The sequence below is a fragment of the Salsipaludibacter albus genome (genome assembly GCF_019798055.1).
In the GTDB taxonomy this organism is placed as follows: domain Bacteria; phylum Actinomycetota; class Nitriliruptoria; order Nitriliruptorales; family Nitriliruptoraceae; genus Salsipaludibacter; species Salsipaludibacter albus.
In genome coordinates, this window is sequence record NZ_JAHOPH010000019.1 from 24,450 (window position 1) to 42,773 (window position 18,324).

Genomic DNA, 18,324 nt, shown 5'->3' on the forward strand with positions numbered 1-18,324 from the left:
ACTCCCGCAAATGTGTGACACCAATCCGAGGGAGGGATTGACAGGCGTCACAGGACGCGACACGCTGGGGACGTCCACCCCCGTCCCGACCGATGGCTGCCCGGTGCCCGATCGCCCCCGCGTGTCCGCCACCTCCTCGACCCGCTCGCTGCTGATCACGGTCCTGGGCGACGTGGTGCGTCCGTCCGGTGGACAGGCGTGGCTCGGCGCACTGACCGAGGCCATGGCCGCCTTCGACGTGTCGGACACCACGGTCCGCCAGGCACTGCGACGGCTGTCCGACGAGGGCCTCGTCACCGCCTCGCGCCACGGCCGGCTCGCGCGCTACCGCCTGACCGACGTCGGGCAGCAACGCTTCCAGGACGCGGCCGAGCGGATCTACCTCCAGCGTGACCTGGGCTGGGACGGCCAGTGGCGCATGCTGATGTACACCTTCCCGGAACGTGAGCGCGGCGCCCGCGAGGCCCTGCGCCGCGAGCTGGAGTGGCTCGGGTTCGGGTCGCTGGGCAGCGGCACGTGGGTGTGCCCGTGGGACCTCGGCACCCGGCTGGACGTCGTCCTCGACGCCCACAAGGTGGCCGGCGACGTCGAGGTGTTCACCGCCGAGCATGAGGGTGAGGACGCCGCCCTGGCCGCCCGCGCCTACGACCTGTCGGACCTGCGCACGGCCCACGCCGCGTTCCTGTCGGCAGCCCCGCCCGAGGTCGACGAGGGCGACGACCAGGCCGCCTTCCGCGCCCGGGTCGAACTGGTGCACCAGTGGCGCAAGTTCCTGTTCCTGGACCCCGGCCTGCCCGACGCGCTGCTGCCCGAGGACTGGCTCGGTGACCGGGCCGCGAACGTCTTCCTGTCGCGCTACCGGGCGCTCGAGGCCCCGGCGTGGGCCCACTGGGACCGCCTCGTCGCCGACGCCGACCCGGACGGCACCGTGCCGCCGCACCGCTCCAACCTCGACGCGACGCACCAGCCCGTCCCGACCGCCGCCCGCGCCGACTCCGGCACCCGTCCCGACACCCGCACCCCCGACGACAACACGTCGAGCGTGCCGAACGCGGCCACGGGTGACCGCGATGCGCACACTCGACGAGGCAACGGGGCGACGGCCATCCCCGAGGAGGAGGATCCGAAGCGCGTCGAGGAGTTCCTCGAGCAGGTGCACAACGGGCGACTGGTCGAGCCGCACGACTGGATGCCCGAGACCTACCGACGCCTGAACCTCAAGTTCATCGAGATGCACGCCAACAGCGAGATCATGGGTGCCCTGCCCGAGCGCGAGTGGATCGCACGGGCCCCCACGCTCAAGCGCAAGCGCTCGCTGGCCGCCAAGGTCCAGGACGAGGTCGGGCACGGCCAGTTGATCTACCGGGTCGCCGAGTCGCTGGGCAAGCCACGTCGCCAGATGTACGACGACCTGGTCCACGGACGCAGTTCGTTCCACAACGTGTTCCACTACCCGACCCACACGTGGGGGGACGTGGCCTGCATCGGCTTCCTGGTCGACGGGGCGGCGATCGTGACCCAGCGGGCCCTGCTCGACACCAGCTACGGGCCCTACGTGCGGGTCATGAAGCGGGTCGTCGCCGAGGAGTCGCTGCACTACCGCCACGGCGAGGACATCATGCTCGCACTGGCGTCGGGCACCGACGAGCAGTTCGCGATGCTCCAGGAGGCGGTGACGCGCTGGTGGGAGCCGATCATGCACTTCTTCGGCACCGACGTGGCCGCCGAGGACGACCCCTCGATGCACTGGGGCATCAAGCCGCAGACCAACGAGACCTCGCGTCAGTCGTGGATGAGCCAGTACATCCCCAAGATGTGGGACATGGGCCTCGAGCTGCCGGACGACCAACTTCGCTGGGACCCCGACGAGGAGGTCTGGATCTACACCGAGCCGGACTGGGACCGGCTCAAGGCGATCGTCAAGGGCGAGGGCACCGAGGCGACCCGCACCCGGCTGTGGTGGCGCCAGCTGATGCACGACAACCACGACTGGATCCGAGACGTCCTGATGGGCGCCGACGACGGGGTGGTGACGGTCGCATGAGCCACCACGACGACCCTGCCGCGTCCCCTGCGCCCACGACCCACGCCAGCTTCGAGGTGTTCACCCGTCGCAACTGGCAGAGCCGACTGGAGCACGCCGGCACGATCCATGCCGCCGACCCCGAGTCCGCCCTGGTGCTGGCCCGCGAGACCCACGTCCGCCACCAGGAGGGCGTGGAGTACGCGGTGGTCGCGTCCGAGGCCTTCCACCTCGTCAGCGACCCCACCACCCTGGACCGCAAGGTCGACATGACCTACCGCCTCCAGGCCGGCTACTCGGGCTTCCGCGAGAAGCGCGAGCGTGCCCGCGAGGCCGCCCGTGCCCGCGGCCGCGGCCACCTGGCCGACCAACCCGCCCCGGGACGGAGCTGACATGCCCGACCGGACCCCTGACCGACAGCCTCCGACCCAGTCGAGTGAGCGGATCGCGGCCGTCGACGGCCGTGGTGAGCACACTCGACGAGATGGCGAGGTCGACGCGACGACGGCGCGGCGGGAGCTGCTGCTGGCGATCGCCGACGACGAACTGGTGACCGGGCACCGGTCCAGCCACTGGACCGGCGTCGCGCCGTCGATCGAGGAGGACCTGGCCTTCTCGACCATCGCCCAGGACGAGGTCAACCACGCCGACGTCTGGTACCAGGTGCTGTTGACCCCCGACAACGGCGAGGTCGACCGCGCCGAGGTGGACGCCCTCGGGCTGGGACGCCCGGCCGACGGCTATCGCCACGCGGTGCTGTGCGAGCGACCTCCCCGGGACTTCGCCTACACGCTGGCCCGCCACTGGCTGTACGACCACGCCGACACCGTCCGGCTCGCCACCCTGGTCGACTCGTCGGATCCCGACGTCGCGGCCGTGGCCGCCAAGCTGCTCCACGAGGAGCGCTACCACCTCGAGCACGCGGACCTGTGGTTCCGTCGGCTCACCGGTGGCGGGGACGAGCCGCGGCGCCGGTTCCGTGCTGGCCTGGAGCTGGCACTGCCCGAGGCCATGTGGCTGTTCGAGCCCTCGGTCGGGGCCGACGTCGCACGGGAGTCCGGGCTGCTGCCCGAGTCGTTCGCCACGATGTTCGCGCGCTGGGCGGAGTTCGTGGCCGCGTCGCTGGACGCGGTCGGGCTGGGCGACATCGCGCCGGGCTCCCTGCGGACCGGCTCGGCCGACGGGCTGTTCGACCGGCCCGGCGGCCGCCACGGAGTCCACTCCGACGACTTCACCGCCGACGTCTGGCCCGAGATGACCACCCTCTACCGTTCCCACCCCGGAGCACAGTGGTGACCACGACGAGCACCCATCGAACCGACCGGTCGAGCCGCTCCGCCGCGTCCGGGGGACGTGCGACCGCGCCCGACCTCGCCGACGTGCGTGCGGCGGTCGAGGCCGTGCCCGACCCGGAGCTGCCGGCGGTGACCCTGGGGATGCTCGGCATGGTCCACGCCGTCGACCTCGACGACCGGGCCGTCCACGTCGACCTGCTCCCGACCTTCTCCGGCTGTCCCGCCATCGACGTGATCGGCGACGACGTCCGCGCGGCCGTGTCGGCGGTGGCCGGCGTGGCCGAGGTCACGGTGCGATTCCTCCACGCCCCCGCCTGGACCCCCGATCGCATCACGCCGGCGGGCCACGAGGCCCTGCGAGGCTTCGGGATCGCGCCTCCTGCAGACCGACCGTCCCTGCCGAGCCTGCCGGTCCTGCCGTCGGTCGGTGCTCCGCCGGACCTGCCCCGACCCTGCCCGTACTGCGGCTCGACGGACACCGAGCGCGACGGCATGTTCGGGCCCACGCCGTGTCGCGACGTGCGCTACTGCCGTGACTGTCGCCAGCCCTTCGAGGGCTTCAAGTCCTGACCCGGACCACGTAGGGGTGGCGCCTCGTTCCTGCCCGTCCGCGATCGTGCGCCGGGTGGGCGTTCGGGTCCGTCCTCCGGCTTGAAATCCGTGCCGGGATCGGGAATCATCATCCTCCCCGAAAGGGGAAGCGACCTCCCGGACCCCGAGGCCGCCCCGGTGGGTACGACTGGGGCAGTCATCGTGTTGCACTCCGCTGCTGGAGGAAGCCTGCCATGAACCTCCGTGACATCATGGGCGACGTCGTTCCCCCGACCGCCGTCCCCGGCCCGGACGGAGGATCCGACCGAGCCGACCACGGGCCGGCCGTTCCCTTCGCCGAGGTCCGTCGACGGGCCGTGCGTGCCGTCGCCCACGCGGTCCGCACACCCTTGAGCCTCGTGGCCGCCCCACTCGAACTCCTGGACGCCGCGACCGAGTTGGGTGATCGCGAGCGACACCACCTGGCGATCGCGCGCGACAACGTCGCGCGGGTCCGGGACGAATTCGAGCGTCTCGCGGAGGTGGCCTGCTGGCCGTCGGTCCTGCGACCGAGGCCCACCGACGTCGCCACGCTGGTCCGGACGGTCGTGACACCCCTGCAGTGCCGGCTCCACGACCGGTGCCTCGCCGTCGACCTGCCCGTCACCGGCGAGTCCTCGCTGGACCACGCGACCGTCGGTTGGGCGCTGGAGGTCTTGGTCGAGGACGTCGCCGCGCGGACCGAGCCCGGCGCGCGCATCGACATCACCACCACGGCCGACAGCGACGGCATGCTCAGGGTCGTGGTCCGGACACCATGTGGCGACGGCTCAGGCCCGGGCGACGCTGCGGCCGAGCCCGCCGGCCCACTCGTGGCGGCTGCACACGAGGTCGTCACGGCCCAGGCCGGCTCCGTCACGATGGCTCCGGGTCGGGTCGAGCTGTGCCTGCCGATCACGTCCCCCTCGTCGCCGACGGGCCCGACGTCACCCGACCCGGTCCTGGATGGCGATGTCGCGTCGTCACGACGACCAGCCCGGACCTCGCGCGACGCGGCAGCGGGCGGCGCAGCCCGACGGGACGGCGCGGAGGGCCCGGCGCCGGCGCGGGTCGACACGACCTGTCCTGCGGATCGGCCGGTCGTCCTGATGGTCGAGGACGACGACCAGCTGCGTGCCCTCCTCGATGCCGTCCTGGCCGAGGAGTACCGGGTCGAGTCGGTGGGGACGGCCGAGGAGGCGCTCGAACGGGTGCGACTGGTCCAGCCAGACCTCGTCGTGTGCGACGTCGTCCTGCCCGGGGCCAGCGGCGAGGAGCTGGTCGAGGCGCTGGGCCACCAGCCCGACCTGGCCGACGTCCCGGTCGTGATGCTGACCGGACGCACCGACGAAGAACTCCGTGTCCGGTTGCTGCGCCACGGCGCGGACGACTACCTGACCAAGCCGTTCGCCGTCGCCGAGCTCCGGGCCCGGATCGCCAACCTCGCGGGGAGGCGACGTGACGCCTCCACGCTGCGCGATCGGCTCGAGGACACCGAGCGGCTGACCGAGCAGCTCCAGCGGGCCCTCGACAGCCGGGTCGTGATCGAACAGGCCAAGGCGTTCGTGGCCGCCGACCGCGGCATCGGGGTCGAGGAGGCGTTCTGCGTGCTGCGAGGCTGGGCGCGAGCGCACGAGGCACGCCTCCACGACGTCGCCCGCGCGATCGTCGACACCGACTTCCGCCCGTGAGGGCGCACCCGCGCGATCGGTGGTCGCGATGAGGTCGGAGCATCCTCCCCTGGCCCCGAGCGAGGGCCGGCGTGCCCTGTTCGACGCGATCGACGACGGCTTCTGCGTCTTCCAGGTCCTGTACGACGACGACGGTGAGCCCGTCGACTACCGCTTCCTCGACGTGAACCCGGCATTCGCGAACCACACCGGCTTGCACGACGCCGCCGGGCGCACGATTCGTGAGTTCCAGCCGGACATGGAGTCCCACTGGTTCACGATCTACGGTCGGATCGCCCGCACCCGACAGCCCGAACGGTTCGTCGAGCACAGCGGTGAGCTGGGCGACCGATGGTTCGAGGTCTATGCGTTCCCGGTCGACGAGCCCGAACACCATCGGGTCGCCGCCATCTTCCGGGACATCACCGAGCGACGTCGCGCCGAGGACCGCCTGGCCGAGCTCCACGAAGAGCTGGAGGACCGGGTGGAGCGCCGAACCCGCCAGGTCCGACGCCTGTCGGAGTCCATGACGATGGCCGAACAGCGCGAGCGCGAGCGACTGTCACGACTGCTCCACGACGACCTGCAGCAACTGCTCTACGGCATCCAGATGCGCATGACCCTCGTCCAGGACCGGGCGGACGTCGACGACCTGGACGGCGTGCGCCGGGCGACGTCTCGGGCGCTGGACCACCTCGACGACGCGATCCGCAGGACCCGTGAGCTCACCGTGGACCTCTCCCCGCCGTTCCTTCGGGACGAGGGGCTGTCCGACGCGCTGGAGTGGCTCCGCAGCCAGATGCGAGACCTGCACGGCCTCCACGTCGCGATCACCGCCGACCGGGACGTCGACGTGACGCCGACGGCACGACGCATCGTGGTGTTCCAGATCGTGCGGGAGTTGCTGTTCAACGTGGCCAAGCACGCTGGCGTGGACCGGGCAGAGGTCCACGTCGACGAACACGACGGGACGGTGCGGGTCACGGTCGTCGACGCCGGACGCGGGATCGACCCGACCGTGGTCGAGCTCGACCAGGACGGACGCCACGGGTTGGGTCTCGCGAGTGCGCGCGAACGCCTGCGGCTGTTGGGGGGCGCGTTGGAGGTCGGCGTCCCGGAGGTCGGTCAGGGGTCACGCGTCGTGGTGGTCGTACCGGCGGCCCCGGTCTCCAGCGATGCGGCGAGGTAGCGCTCGCCGGCCGCCGCCCGGCGGATCGCGACCGGGATCTGGGCCGGGTCGCCCTTGACGACGTAGCCGTTCGCGCCGGCCTCGAGCGCCCGTGCGACGTGGCTCCGCTCCGCGTGACCCGACAGCACGACCGAGGCCGGCGCATCGGCGAAGTCACCCAGGTCCACGAGCAGTTCCAGTCCGCTGCGACCCGGCAGGGCCAGGTCGAGCAGCAGCACCTCCGCACCTGCGTCCGGCAGGTCGCGCAACGCTGCCTCGGCGCTGCCGGCCATGCCACAGACCTCGATGTCGGGCACCAGTCCGAGGTAGTCCCGCAGGGTTTCGCGCATGACCGGATGGTCCTCGACCACGAACACGCGGATGGTCATGCCTCGCCTCTGGTGGGTCCCGACGACCCCAGCATGCCGCATCGCCGAACCCCCGCGGATCGATCGCGGGGTGTCCGTTGGACGACCGACGCCCGTCGTCGGTGGCCCGTCAGCCGCCCAGGCGCTGGTGGTCGACCTCCAGGAAGTCCTCGACATCCCGCATCCACACGTCGGCCACGAAGGCCTGGTGGTCCGCATGGTCGTTGTATGCGTCGTAGGCGGCCCGGTCGGCGAACACCATCGTCGCGCCGTGGCTGAAGTCGTTCTTGTCGCCCACGTCCCGCAGCAACTGGAAGTCCTCGACCCCGTCGATGTCGGCGAGCGCGGCCAACCGGGCCAGGAAGGCGTCCTCGTCGGCCTCCGGACGCAGCCGGAAGCTGACCGTGTGTCGGATCGTGGCGTCGTCGTCGAGCATGGGTCGTCCTCGCGGGATTCTGCAGGCGGTCGAGCGCTCGGCTGCGCAGGCTGGGGGCCCGCCCCACCGTGGGCCGTGCGAACTGTGTCGGCACGCTAGCGCGGCGGCACGCCGCAGCAACGTCCTGGATCCCGCGCCGGCACGGGAACAGCACACCGGACGGGGCACCCGCCGTCGCCGGGTGCCCCGTCATGTGCGTCGTTGCCGACCCGCCGCTGATCACGGCGAACCGACCCAGCTGCCTCAGAAGGTCAGGCAGGTGAGGTACTCCCAGCTGTCCTCGACCGAGGCGTAGGGATCCGGCGGGAAGTCGTACTCGATGAAGTAGTGCTCGACGGACGTCGCCGCCCGGAACACGTCGCCCCAGTCGGTCGTGCCCTCACCGACGTCCGCGAAGCCACCATCGGTCGTGGTGTCCTTGACGTGCAGGAACACGATCCGGTCCTCGTACTGCTCGATGAAGTCGACCAGCATCTCCTGGTTCGACGGGTCCGCGAGGTTGTCGGCCAGGTCGTCGCTGCCACGGCCGCCGGCCAGCCCGATGCGGGCCCAGTGGACGTCCAGCTCGAGCGACACGTAGCGCGGGTCGGTCTCGGCCAGGACGATCTCGATGACCGGCGTCTCCTCGAGGTCGCCGTCACCGTCGAGGTCGTACATGTAGGTGGTGGTGAACTCGCGGTCGTGGTTGTGGACGTACAGCCGCAGGCCCTGCTTGAGGGCACGCTCACCGAGTTCATTCAGGTTCTCGGCGGTCTGCAGGGTGTCCTCGAGCGAGCCGAACCCGGGTCCACCGAAGCCGCCGGACCCGACGTACTTCTGGTTCAGGGCCTTCGCGTCGGCCAGGGTCTGGTCCCAGGTGTCGAGGTCGAGACTGCTGTGGCTCGCCACCGGCCGGACCTGGTAGTCGTCCCACAGGTCGCCGTACTCCTCCATGGACAGCCCGAAGGTGCCGCCGAAGCGCTCGACGTTGCGCATGCCCAACTCGGACATGTGCGCGATGACGTCCTCGATCGCCGGGTCCTCACTGAACAGGACCGGGCCGTACGTGTACTGCTGGACGCCGATCTTGGCCTCGGGCAGGCCACGCCCGGCACAGTCGGCGTTGCCGACGTCGTCCGGTGGCGCCGCGGAGGCCCCGCTGGCCAGTCCGAGGCCGCCCAGGGCCAGTGCACCGGCCAGCACGGTGGAGGTGAGTGTTCGTCGTGTGTGCACGAGATGTCCTTCGCTCGGTCGGGTCCTGCTCATCCCGGATCGCGAGGCGGCGGGCGGCCGTCGTCGCGCTCCGTCCGGGGCGCCGCACGGGCCCCGTCTTCTCCTGCACGCTACGAATCATCTGCGGAACAGGTACCAACGTTCGGTCGGTGGCCGAACGAAGGGGCCGGTCCGGTCACGACCTGGCGGGCCAGGTCGGCCGGTGGAGGTGGTCCCGGTAGTGGTCCCGCAGGCCCGCGCCGAGCACACCCCGTCCGGGGTCCCCGTCAGGGGCCAGGACGCCGCGCGGCGCCTGCTCGACGTGAGCCCGGGGGAGGTTGAGCAGCACCAGCTGGGCGGCATGGTCGATCGTGGCGACGACGCCGGCCGGGATGGTCCGCACGCCGGTGGCGGGTCGGCGTCGCACGGTCACCTCGAGGCGGGCACGGCCCGCGGGGTACACCACGGCCGTGACACGGCCGATCCTTCGGTCGGTGCCGAGCACGGTGTAGCCCAGCAGGCAGTGCGCCGCGCCGTCCCGGTCCGCGAAGGTCCACAGCGCGTCGTCGCGCCGGGGTGTTGCGACCGTCCGACGTCGGGAGAGGTCGGAATCCTCGTCGGCCTCGGCGATGGCGGTCACTGCCTCGCCTCCAGGCTCCGTCGGCGTGTCGCCCCGGTGGACGAGCGGGTGCCGCTCGTCGCGTGGGGCGCGCCGACGTGGCGACCGGCCACGGCCCGCAGCGGACGACAGGCCACCTGCATCACCACGTCGGGCCAGCTGCGGCGAGGATCCTCGGCCCGGGCCTGCGCGAGCAATCGAGCGACCCGTCCATGGCTGGTCCCCGCCGGGAGGCCGAGCAGGACCGCGACCTTCTGGGGGGCCGGGGAGGGGTCGTCCCAGAGGGCACGCAGGACCTCGTCGACCGTCCAGCACTCGACGGCGGGGTCGACGGACGCACCGGTGCGCTGGCGCGACATCACCGTCGGCAGCGGCACCTCGACGTGGTCATGGGGGCGATGGTTGACCATCCAGTCGGCGAAGGCCCATCGGACACCGGGGAGGACACTCATGCGAGCCCTCCCACGCCGGGGTGCAGGCATCGGACGGACGCCGGGATGGCGCTCGTCCGCGCGGGGAGGTCGCGCACACGCGCGCGACGTGGGGAGAGGGGGAAACGACAACACATCATGCAACTCCTGCTCTGGACACGGATGTCGAGCAGGCTCCGCCAACTCGACACGAACATCCCCGAGGTCTGGGAGGACGCTCCTCGGGGTCCAGAAGGAGCACGTCGATCATGCGTCGCGCCGGCCTCGGGGTCAACCCCCCGAACGGCCGTGGCGCGGCGCTGCCGACGTCGGGGCGAGGTGGTGGGGGGCGTGGCGGTGGGGGCGGCAGGCGCGGCTCATGTCGCCGGCGGCCCCGGGTCGACCCCGTCCACGACCTGCTGGCACAGCGTGTGCAGCACGGTTTGGGTCGAGCGAGCGCGCGTGCGCAGCAGGTCGAACGCCGCGCTGGGCGCAACTCCACGACGGGCTGCCACGATCCCCTTCGCCTGCTCGATGACCACGCGGCTGTCCAGCGCCTGTCGCAGCTGGCCGACGACGTCCCTGCTGTCGGACATCTCGACGTGGTGCAGGATGTAGCCCGAGGCGAGGTTGGCGAGGAGCTGGCCGACCTGCAGTTCCTCGTCGGTCCAGGCATGCGGCCGGAGGTGGTAGAGGTTCAGGGCCCCGACGCGGTCGGCCCGGGCCGGCATCGGCAGCCCCGCCACCGCCTGGCAGCCCTCCTGCAACGCCACCCGGCGGAAGACCGGCCACCGTTGTTCGTCGCCGAGATCAGGGACCACCACCGGTGCGCCCTGGTGGAACGCGTCGTGGCAGGGTCCCTGGTCACCCGCCTCCTGGGTGGCCTCCATGTGGGCGACGCGCTCGTCGGTCGCGGCGGCGAAGCCCAACGACCCGTCCTCGCCCACCACCAGGACACCGGCACCCTCGACGCCCAGCACGCGGACGGCCTGGTCGCTGAGGCGGTACAGGACCTCGCCCACGCGGTAGGGCCCCAACATCGCGTCCGCATAGGCGGTCATCGCCGTGAACAGTGCATCGTGGTCGACCATGCGGGTCCCTCCCGAGCGAGCGACCCACGTCGGGCCACGCCTCGACCGGGGACCCGGCATCGACGTTGGACAGCCATGGCTGCCGTACGGCCGGGAGGCCCCGAACGGGGCGACCGGACCGTTCCCGAACCCTACACCCGCCGCGGGCCGGGCCAGCCGGTCACCCGTGGAGCCACGACCTGGTGGCGTGCCGCACGACACCGACGACCAGCACCAGCGAGGCCAGCCCGACGCAGACCATCCACTGGCCAGCGGTGAGCGGCACCGTCGAGAAGGCCACGTTGAGTGCCGGCACGTGGACGACCGCGACCTGGGCCAGCGCCGACGCGACGACCGCGACCCACAGCCACCGGTTGGTGAACAGGCCGTGGAACGGGCCATGTCGCGCGCTGCGGGCGTTGAACACGTTGAACAACTGGGCCAGGACCAACACCGTGAACCCGGCCGTCCGCGCGGTGGCGAGGTCCTCCGTCCCGGGGAGCATCCCGCCGGGGAGGTACAGGTCCACCGCGGCCAGCGTCACCAGCGCCATGACGGCGCCGATGACCAGCACGTCGCGGACCATCGGTCCGTCCACCACCCGGTCACCACGACGTCTCGGCGGGCGATCCATCACGTCGTCGGACACGGGGTCGAGCCCCATGGCGAGGGCTGGCGCGAGGTCGGTGAGCAGGTTCACCCACAGGATCTGGACGGCCAGGAGCGGGGCGGCGATCCCGTCGCCGTGGCCGGACAGGCCGAGCCATCCGGCGGCGACCACGCCGACGAACAGGGCCAGGACCTCGCCGGTGTTGGAGGACAGCAGGTAGCGCAGGAAGCTGCGGACGTGGTCGAAGATCCCCCGGCCCTCGCGGATCGCCGCGACGATGGTGGCGAAGTCGTCGTCCGCCAGGATCATCCGTGCCGCTCCGCGGGCGACGTCGGTGCCGGAGCGACCCATGGCGACCCCGAGGTCGGCTGCCTTGAGGGCCGGGGCGTCGTTGACCCCGTCCCCGGTCATGGCCACCACCTCGCCGTCCGCCTGGAGGGCGTGGACGATCCGCAGCTTGTGCGCGGGCGCGACCCGGGCGAACACGGCGACCTCGCGGACAGCGTCGGCCAGCCCGTCATCGTCCAGCCGGTCGAGCTCCGGCCCGGTCAGCACGACCGGTCGCCCGGACCCGGTGCCCGGCCCGTCGCGGTCCACGATCCCGAGGTCGCGGGCGATCCGCCGACCGGTCGACGGGTGGTCACCGGTGATCATGACGACCCGCACGCCGGCGGCCCTCGCCGACGCGATCGCCGGCCCTGCCTCGGCCCGCGGCGGGTCGATGATCCCGACCATCCCGAGCCATGCCAGGTCGTGCTCGAGCGAATCGCCGAGCCGGTCGGGTGGCTCGTCGAGTCGCCGGGCCGCGACGCCCAGGATCCGGTAGGCAGCCGAGGCCAGGCGGTCGATCTCGGCGCGGATCCGTTCGGCCCGTCGGTCGTCGAGCACCGCCACCGCGCCCCCGACCCGAACATGGGTGCACAGGTCCAGCAGCACGTCCGGTGCGCCCTTGGTCACCAGCAGGGGGCGCTCGTCGTCGCCCTCGCGGTCACGGGCCATGACCGACATCCGCTTGCGGGCACCCGAGAACGGGATCGTGTCGGTCCGGTCGAACCGCTGCCGGCGACCGTCCGCCGTCCCGAGCTTGCGCTCGGCGACCAGGAGCGCACCCTCGGTGGGGTCGCCGACCAGCACCCAGCGGCCGTCGTCTTCGTGCAGGTCGGCGTCACTGGCCAGGCCCGCCGCCCCGAGCAGGGTGGCGACCTCGTCGAACAGGGCTCCGGCACCGAGCGGCGCCCCGTCCGGGAGCAGGAACGCACCGTCGGGCACCAGCCCGTTGCCGGTGACCACCACCTCCCCCGAGGGCGTCACGACGCGCTCCACCGCCATCTCGTTGCGGGTCAGGGTCCCGGTCTTGTCCGTGCAGACCACGGTCGCGGAGCCCAGCGTCTCGACCGACGACAGGTGCGTGACGATCGCGTTGCGCGCGGCCATCCGCCGCACCCCCAGGGCGAGCACCACGGACAGGACCGCCGGCAACCCCTCCGGGACGGCGGCGACCGCCAACGAGACGCCGAGCAGCAGGACCTCGACCAGGTCCTCGGTGCCGGACGGCGGCGTCGACCACGACACGGTCCCGACCACGATCGCCGCCACGACCACCACGCCGACCCCGAGGATCCGCCCGAGCCTCGCCAACTCCGCCTCCAACGGGGTGGGGACGCTGGGCGTGCGGTGCAACAGGTCCGCGATCCGACCCATCTCGGTGTCGCTGCCGGTCCTCGTGACGACGGCCGTGCCGTCACCCTCGACCACCGCCGTCCCGGCGAAGACCATGTCCCGCCGCTCACCGAGTGGCGCGTTGGCCTGGGTGGCCGGCTCAGCGGACGTCGCGTCCTTGTCCACCGGCGCGCTCTCGCCGGTCAGGACGGCCTCGGCGACCCGCAGGCCGGAGGCGCCCACGAGCCTGGCGTCGGCGGCCACCACGTCACCGCCCGACACCACGAGCACGTCACCCGGGACCACGTCCGCGGCCCGGACCCGCACGCGGACCCCGGCGCGGACCACGGTCGCCGTCGGGCTGGCGAGTCGTCGCAAGGCCGCGACCGCCCGGCCCGCCTTCAGCTCCTGCACCAGTCCCAGCAGTGCGTTGGCCACGACGATCGCGGTGATGACGACCGCGTCGACCGGGACGCCCGGCCGTCCCTCGGCCAGCCAGACGACCAGGGAGACGACCACGGCCACCAGCAGCAACAGCACCAGGGGCGAGCGCACCTGGGCGAGCAGGCGGCGCCACGTCGAGACCGGCCGGACGTCGGGCAGGGTGTTGGGGCCGTGGCGGGCCAGCCGACGCGCGGCCTCGTCGACGCCGAGCCCGCGCGTGGGATCGACCTCCCGAGCGGCCGCGACGTCGGCGGCCGTGGCGTCCGTGGCGTCCGTCGAGGTGCGACGGCGCGCGACGGCCTCAGTTCCCCGCGACATGTGCCCTACCCGATCCCGCCGTGGCTGGCCCGCGTCCGGGCGGCGCCGGTCCGTCGACACCTCGCCCGTGTCGAGGCCGTCGAGGTCGACCCAGGAACGTGAGCACCACGACCAGCGCGGTGACACGGGGTGGTCGACGGTCCGAGGGCCTGGACATGACGACAGCTCCTGCCGGCGACCGCCATGGTCGCGGGGGCAGCTGCCCCGCAGCAGGGGCGAAGGGCCTGCTCTGCCCGCGACGTTCGGCCCGTCGACTCGTCAACCACCGACGGTCGCGCGGGGGACGAACTCGAGGGTCAGCCCGATCACCGGCAGGGGCGGCACCAGCGAGGTCGCGACGCGCGCTGGTGGCTCGCATGCCCGGCTCAGGCCAGGTCGGCCACCACCGGGCGGTGGTCCGAGGCCACGTGGTCGCGATCCTCGACGGGCCGGGACGGGTCGATCGCCGCCTCCCAGGCGTCGTGGGCGATGCCCGCGTCGCCGAGCCGTGCCACCAGGGACGGCGAGACCATGACGTGGTCGAGCAGGACGCGACGGTCGGGGATCTCGTCGACGAAGTCGTCGAAGATCGCGGTCCAGGCCAGGTCGGCCGGGTAGCGGTCCACCACGGCGTGGCGGTACTGGGTCTCGCTGCGGAACACCGATCCCAGGACCAGGTCCGCCACGCCGTGGGTGAGGTAGTGGCGCTCGAAGTAGTCGAAGCCCGGCCCGTCGTTGAGGTCGCCGGCCACGACGACCTGGTGGTCCGGGTCGGTGTCGAAGATCTCGTCGAGGTAGTCCCGGAGACGGATGGCCTCGGCCGAGATCCGGCGCCGGTTGGTGACCGCGGCCGAGATGAAGATCGGCCGTCGCGCCGGATCCTCCCACAGGGCCCGTGCCTGGTTGACGAACTTGGACTTGGCGTGCACCACGACCAGACGCGTCTCGCCTCCGTGCCCGTCACCACCGTCGACCACCAGCGGGTCACGGGTGAACTGGTAGTCGGCCAGGGCCAGGTCGCCGTCGACGTCGACCAGCCACGGCTCGAACAACGCCTGCGTCGCCGGGTCGACGGCCAGCATCGGGACCCCGAACGGCCCACCGTCGCGCGCGAGCAGGTAGGGCTTCTGCGCGCCCCCGTCGAGCCCGCCGACCTGGTGCCAGCCCGTCCCGGTGACCGGGGCGAGGTGGTCGTCCAGGAACAGCTGCATCTCGCGGCGATCGGACGGGCCCTCCTGGATGGCGACGACGTCGGCCTCGAGGTCGGCGACCACACCGGCGACCCGGTCGGCCAGCGCGTGGACGTCGGCGATGCCGGTGTGCCGGTCACGCCAGGCGACCGCGCCGCCCCCGACGAACCAGTCGTTCATCCACTCGATGTTCCAGCTGACGATGCGCATCAGCTGTCCCGACCCTCGTCGGTTCGGTCCGCCGACCCGCCGGCCCGGCTCATCCCTCGCCCCCGTCGTCCGGCGGTTCCTGGCCCGGCACGGCCGACAGCGACACGTGCAGGTGACCGTTGCCGGTGTCGATGGCCAGCATGTCGACCTGGATCGCACCGCTGACCCAGGTCTCCACCACGTTGATCCGGGCAGCCGCGACCCGGGAGAGCACCGCAGCCGCCTGGTCCTCGTCCAGGGTCAGGGCGACCGCGTACAGCTCGACGGCGTCGCCGAGCTGGTCCACGGCACTGACCAGGGCGGTCCGGCCGATGTTCACCTCGTTGCCGGCCGAGCCGATCGAGGCCATGCGATCGCGGATCGACGCCACCTCGTCCCGCCAGCTCTGGATGTCCTCCTCGGTGGCCGGGGCCGCTTCCGGCGCGGTGGTGGCGCTGTCGTCCGGCGCCGGCCCCAACGGCCCGTCGGCCACCTGTGGAAGCGTCGGTGCCATCTCGTCGAGCACGGCCTGCATCCGGGGGGCCGACTCGTCCGCCGCGGCCAACAGCTCCTGGGTGGCCGTGGCGTCGTTGGCGGCCTGCTCGGCCTCCAGCTCGGCGACCCGCGCCTCGATGCCCGTCGGCCGCATCAGCAGCCAGGTGACCAGGGCGCCGACGGCGACGGCCGCGAGCAGGCTCCACAGCGGCAGGCGCGCCCGCCACCAGGGTCGACGGGGCCGGGACGTGGCCTTCGTGCTCGACCCGGCTTTCTTCGTCGACGTCGAGCGGGTGGATCGTGCCATCGTGGGTGACTCCTCGAGGACGCGCCGGGCTCCGACCGTCGGCCACCACCGAGTCGGACCGACGGGACCACCGGACGATACTCGCTGATCCCGTGGACCGATCTCGTCGGTGGTCGAGGTCGAGGCCTCCGTGCAGGTATCAACGACACCGCCCGCCAACTCCACAGTTTCCGAGGCAGCCCTGAAACGACGGACAGGCAGATCGATGCGTGACACGGCACACGAGGACACGGTCCGACTCGCCGGCGACGAACCCGTCTCCAACGGCGACCTGCTGCTCGACGAGGTGGAGGCGGAGTCCGACACCGGCAACGCCGACGGGGTCGAGACCGCGGGCGAGGACGGACTCGAAGTCGTCCAGGGTTACGAGCCGCCCACCCCGGAGCCCAGCGCCGAAGCGGTCGAGACGGCACCGAACCTGGACGGACTCCCGGACGTCGCCGAGGCGTCGTTCGACGTCCCGGTGGTGCGGGCCGAGTCCGTCATCGGCGAGGATGAACGACGCCAGATCTCGCCGGCCAGCAGCTTCCCCTGGCGAGCGCACGCCAGCCTGCTCATCACTGCCCGCGACGGCACCCGCTACGTGGGCACGGGATTCTTCATCGGGCCACGCGTCCTCGCCACCGCGGGCCACTGTGTCTTCATCCGGTCGTCCAACCCCGCCCGGCACGGGTGGGCACGCTCCATCCAGGTGATGCCCGGCCGTGACGGGTCCGACCTCCCGTACGGGTCGTCGACCTCGACCCGCTTCCACAGCGTGCGGGGCTGGACCCGCGACGGCGACGACGAGTTCGACTACGGCGCGATCGTGCTGCCCGACCCCCTGGGGTCCCAGACCGGGTGGTTGGGCTTCGGCGCCTACAGCGACAGCACCCTGGACGGGCTGTACGGCAACCTCGCCGGGTACCCGGCAGACAAGCCCTCCGGGACCCAGTGGTACATGGCGCGACGTGTCACCGACGTCGGAACCCGCAAGGTGTACTACGACATCGACACGTTCGGCGGGCAGAGCGGCAGCGCGGTGTACCGGATCTCGTCCGGGAACCGCACCGCCTTCGGCATCCATGCCTACGGGACCGGGCCCAGCCCGTTCAACTCGGCCACGCGGATCACGCGGCCGGCCTTCGACAACTACCGGGCATGGAAGAGCGCCCACCCGTGAACGACCAGGCCCGGACCGTCCGAGGCCTCCTCGCCGACCCGCCGACCCCGGACCAGGACGTCACGGTGCGTGGCCACCTGGTGGACGAGGGCGGACACACCGTGCTCTGCGATCGCCTCGGCGAGACCTTCCCACCCCAGCCAGGCGGATCCACCATCCCGGTGTCCGGGATCGAGCTCTCCACGCTGCCCGGCACCGCCACCACCGGTGACACGACCTGGACCACGACACCACGCGTGATCATCGGGCGACTGTCCGGCCGGACGCTCGAGGTCCGGGCTGTCACCGGCCGGCCCTGACCTCGCTGTTGGCTCGACTCGTGGTGGCCATGACGTGACCCGGGAATCCACGAAGGCGCCTTCCGGGCGGAAGACGCCTTCGAGCAGCCCGTCGGGCTGAGCTGGGGGAAGGACGTCGGAAGGAGTGGGATGTGCCCCCTGGCTGACGGGCGGGCAACCCCTGGAGCATGGGCGTTGCATTGGCCGCTGCAGCGCCGGTCGGCCCATTGGATGCGGGGATCTTCAGCGCGCGGATCCGGCCGGGACCAGGCCGCGATTGATGAGCTGCTTGGTGACGAACACCTCGCTGTCGAGCAACTCGGCGGGCAACTGCCCGGTACGCACCAGGTGGATGACCCACTCCTCTTCGGGCGTGTACAGGGGTGCACGTGCTCCGGCGCCGGTGGCGCCGAGGGTCGTGGTCCCGACGCTGGGCTCGAGCGCTTGCTGCGGGAGGTAGCCCCGGGCGACCAGGCGTCGCAGCGCCTCGTCCTGGGTGACCTGGGCCGTCTCGGCAGCTCCGGTGGACGGGTCGTTCGTGTCTGGACGCACCGCCACCCACAGCGTGGCGACGGCGATGGTCAGCACGGCGGCGATCGCCGTCGTGCGAAGGAACCAGCGGTCTCGCGAGGGGTCTGGTGCTCCGACGGTCGTGACGTCGCGGGCGCGGCGTCCGGGGTCCGGCGTCGCGACGCCGGTGGGTGTGGTGGGTCGTGTCGTGGTGGTTTGCATGGTTTCGCCTTGTCGTGGTGTCGAGTGCGAGACCACCGTGCACACCGGGGGCAGCAAGATCGGAGCGATGCGGGAGCGCGCGGCTGCAGGAGGGCAGCAGGGCGTCGCTGCCAGGCTGCAGGCGGGCAGCAGATGGGACGG

Annotated in this window: 18 protein-coding genes; 8 read left to right on the plus strand and 10 right to left on the minus strand. The window is 72.1% G+C overall.

Annotated features, from left to right (window positions below):
- The first annotated feature begins 103 nt into the window (after positions 1 to 103).
- The 6 genes from paaA (at position 104) to KR546_RS12325 (ending at position 6,747) form a co-directional block, all read left to right on the plus strand.
- A complete protein-coding gene (paaA, locus tag KR546_RS12300) occupies positions 104 to 2,044 on the plus strand; it encodes a 1,2-phenylacetyl-CoA epoxidase subunit PaaA (protein WP_238445007.1) in 1,941 nt (646 codons plus the stop codon).
- Positions 2,041 to 2,415, plus strand: coding sequence for a hypothetical protein (locus tag KR546_RS12305; protein ID WP_238445008.1), 375 nt, complete (start codon positions 2,041 to 2,043; stop codon positions 2,413 to 2,415). The genes paaA and KR546_RS12305 overlap by 4 nt, the downstream gene beginning before the upstream one ends.
- 1 nt (position 2,416) lies before the next feature.
- On the plus strand, positions 2,417 to 3,319 hold the full coding sequence (gene paaC / locus KR546_RS12310; protein WP_238445009.1) for a 1,2-phenylacetyl-CoA epoxidase subunit PaaC: 903 nt from the start codon (positions 2,417 to 2,419) through the stop codon (positions 3,317 to 3,319).
- Positions 3,316 to 3,888 carry a 1,2-phenylacetyl-CoA epoxidase subunit PaaD gene (gene paaD, locus KR546_RS12315; RefSeq protein WP_238445010.1) on the plus strand — a complete coding sequence of 191 codons (573 nt, stop codon included), beginning with the start codon at positions 3,316 to 3,318 and terminating at the stop codon, positions 3,886 to 3,888. Before paaC ends, paaD begins: the two co-directional genes overlap by 4 nt.
- Positions 3,889 to 4,103: 215 nt before the next feature.
- The gene (locus KR546_RS12320) at positions 4,104 to 5,579 is read left to right on the plus strand and encodes a response regulator (RefSeq protein WP_238445011.1); all 1,476 of its coding nucleotides are present in this window, start codon (positions 4,104 to 4,106) and stop codon (positions 5,577 to 5,579) included.
- A gap of 28 nt (positions 5,580 to 5,607) precedes the next feature.
- Positions 5,608 to 6,747 carry a PAS domain-containing sensor histidine kinase gene (locus tag KR546_RS12325; RefSeq protein ID WP_238445012.1) on the plus strand — a complete coding sequence of 380 codons (1,140 nt, stop codon included), beginning with the start codon at positions 5,608 to 5,610 and terminating at the stop codon, positions 6,745 to 6,747.
- On the opposite strand, the gene KR546_RS12330 is transcribed toward KR546_RS12325, so the two are convergent.
- The 9 genes from KR546_RS12330 to KR546_RS12370 form a co-directional block, all read right to left on the minus strand.
- On the minus strand, positions 6,684 to 7,115 hold the full coding sequence (locus KR546_RS12330; protein ID WP_238445013.1) for a response regulator: 432 nt from the start codon (positions 7,113 to 7,115) through the stop codon (positions 6,684 to 6,686). The two genes, KR546_RS12325 and KR546_RS12330, sit on opposite strands and share 64 nt — an antisense overlap.
- Before the next feature lie 109 nt (positions 7,116 to 7,224).
- On the minus strand, positions 7,225 to 7,530 hold the full coding sequence (locus KR546_RS12335) for a Dabb family protein (protein WP_238445014.1): 306 nt from the start codon (positions 7,528 to 7,530) through the stop codon (positions 7,225 to 7,227).
- Positions 7,531 to 7,773: 243 nt separating this feature from the next.
- The gene (locus KR546_RS12340) at positions 7,774 to 8,742 is read right to left on the minus strand and encodes a sugar phosphate isomerase/epimerase family protein (RefSeq protein ID WP_238445015.1); all 969 of its coding nucleotides are present in this window, start codon (positions 8,740 to 8,742) and stop codon (positions 7,774 to 7,776) included.
- Positions 8,743 to 8,917: 175 nt separating this feature from the next.
- Positions 8,918 to 9,361, minus strand: coding sequence for a hypothetical protein (locus KR546_RS12345; protein ID WP_238445016.1), 444 nt, complete (start codon positions 9,359 to 9,361; stop codon positions 8,918 to 8,920).
- Positions 9,358 to 9,792, minus strand: a complete 435-nt coding sequence (locus KR546_RS12350) for a hypothetical protein (protein WP_238445017.1) — start codon at positions 9,790 to 9,792, stop codon at positions 9,358 to 9,360. Before KR546_RS12350 ends, KR546_RS12345 begins: the two co-directional genes overlap by 4 nt.
- 335 nt (positions 9,793 to 10,127) lie before the next feature.
- The gene (locus tag KR546_RS12355; protein WP_238445018.1) at positions 10,128 to 10,841 is read right to left on the minus strand and encodes a GAF and ANTAR domain-containing protein; all 714 of its coding nucleotides are present in this window, start codon (positions 10,839 to 10,841) and stop codon (positions 10,128 to 10,130) included.
- A gap of 160 nt (positions 10,842 to 11,001) precedes the next feature.
- Positions 11,002 to 13,851, minus strand: coding sequence for a cation-translocating P-type ATPase (locus KR546_RS12360; protein WP_238445019.1), 2,850 nt, complete (start codon positions 13,849 to 13,851; stop codon positions 11,002 to 11,004).
- 365 nt (positions 13,852 to 14,216) lie between these two features.
- Entirely contained in the window at positions 14,217 to 15,230 is a 1,014-nt protein-coding gene (locus KR546_RS12365) for an endonuclease/exonuclease/phosphatase family protein (RefSeq protein WP_238445020.1), read from the minus strand.
- Between the two features lie 49 nt (positions 15,231 to 15,279).
- Positions 15,280 to 16,011 carry a hypothetical protein gene (locus KR546_RS12370; RefSeq protein ID WP_238445021.1) on the minus strand — a complete coding sequence of 244 codons (732 nt, stop codon included), beginning with the start codon at positions 16,009 to 16,011 and terminating at the stop codon, positions 15,280 to 15,282.
- 205 nt (positions 16,012 to 16,216) lie between these two features.
- On the opposite strand from KR546_RS12370, the gene KR546_RS12375 reads away from it, so the two are divergent.
- Together KR546_RS12375 and KR546_RS12380 are read left to right on the plus strand one after the other, a co-directional pair.
- A complete protein-coding gene (locus tag KR546_RS12375; protein WP_238445022.1) occupies positions 16,217 to 17,173 on the plus strand; it encodes a trypsin-like serine peptidase in 957 nt (318 codons plus the stop codon).
- Positions 17,170 to 17,472, plus strand: a complete 303-nt coding sequence (locus KR546_RS12380) for a hypothetical protein (protein WP_238445023.1) — start codon at positions 17,170 to 17,172, stop codon at positions 17,470 to 17,472. The genes KR546_RS12375 and KR546_RS12380 overlap by 4 nt, the downstream gene beginning before the upstream one ends.
- A gap of 222 nt (positions 17,473 to 17,694) precedes the next feature.
- On the opposite strand, the gene KR546_RS12385 is transcribed toward KR546_RS12380, so the two are convergent.
- Entirely contained in the window at positions 17,695 to 18,183 is a 489-nt protein-coding gene (locus tag KR546_RS12385; protein WP_238445024.1) for a hypothetical protein, read from the minus strand.
- Between the last annotated feature and the right edge of the window lie 141 nt (positions 18,184 to 18,324).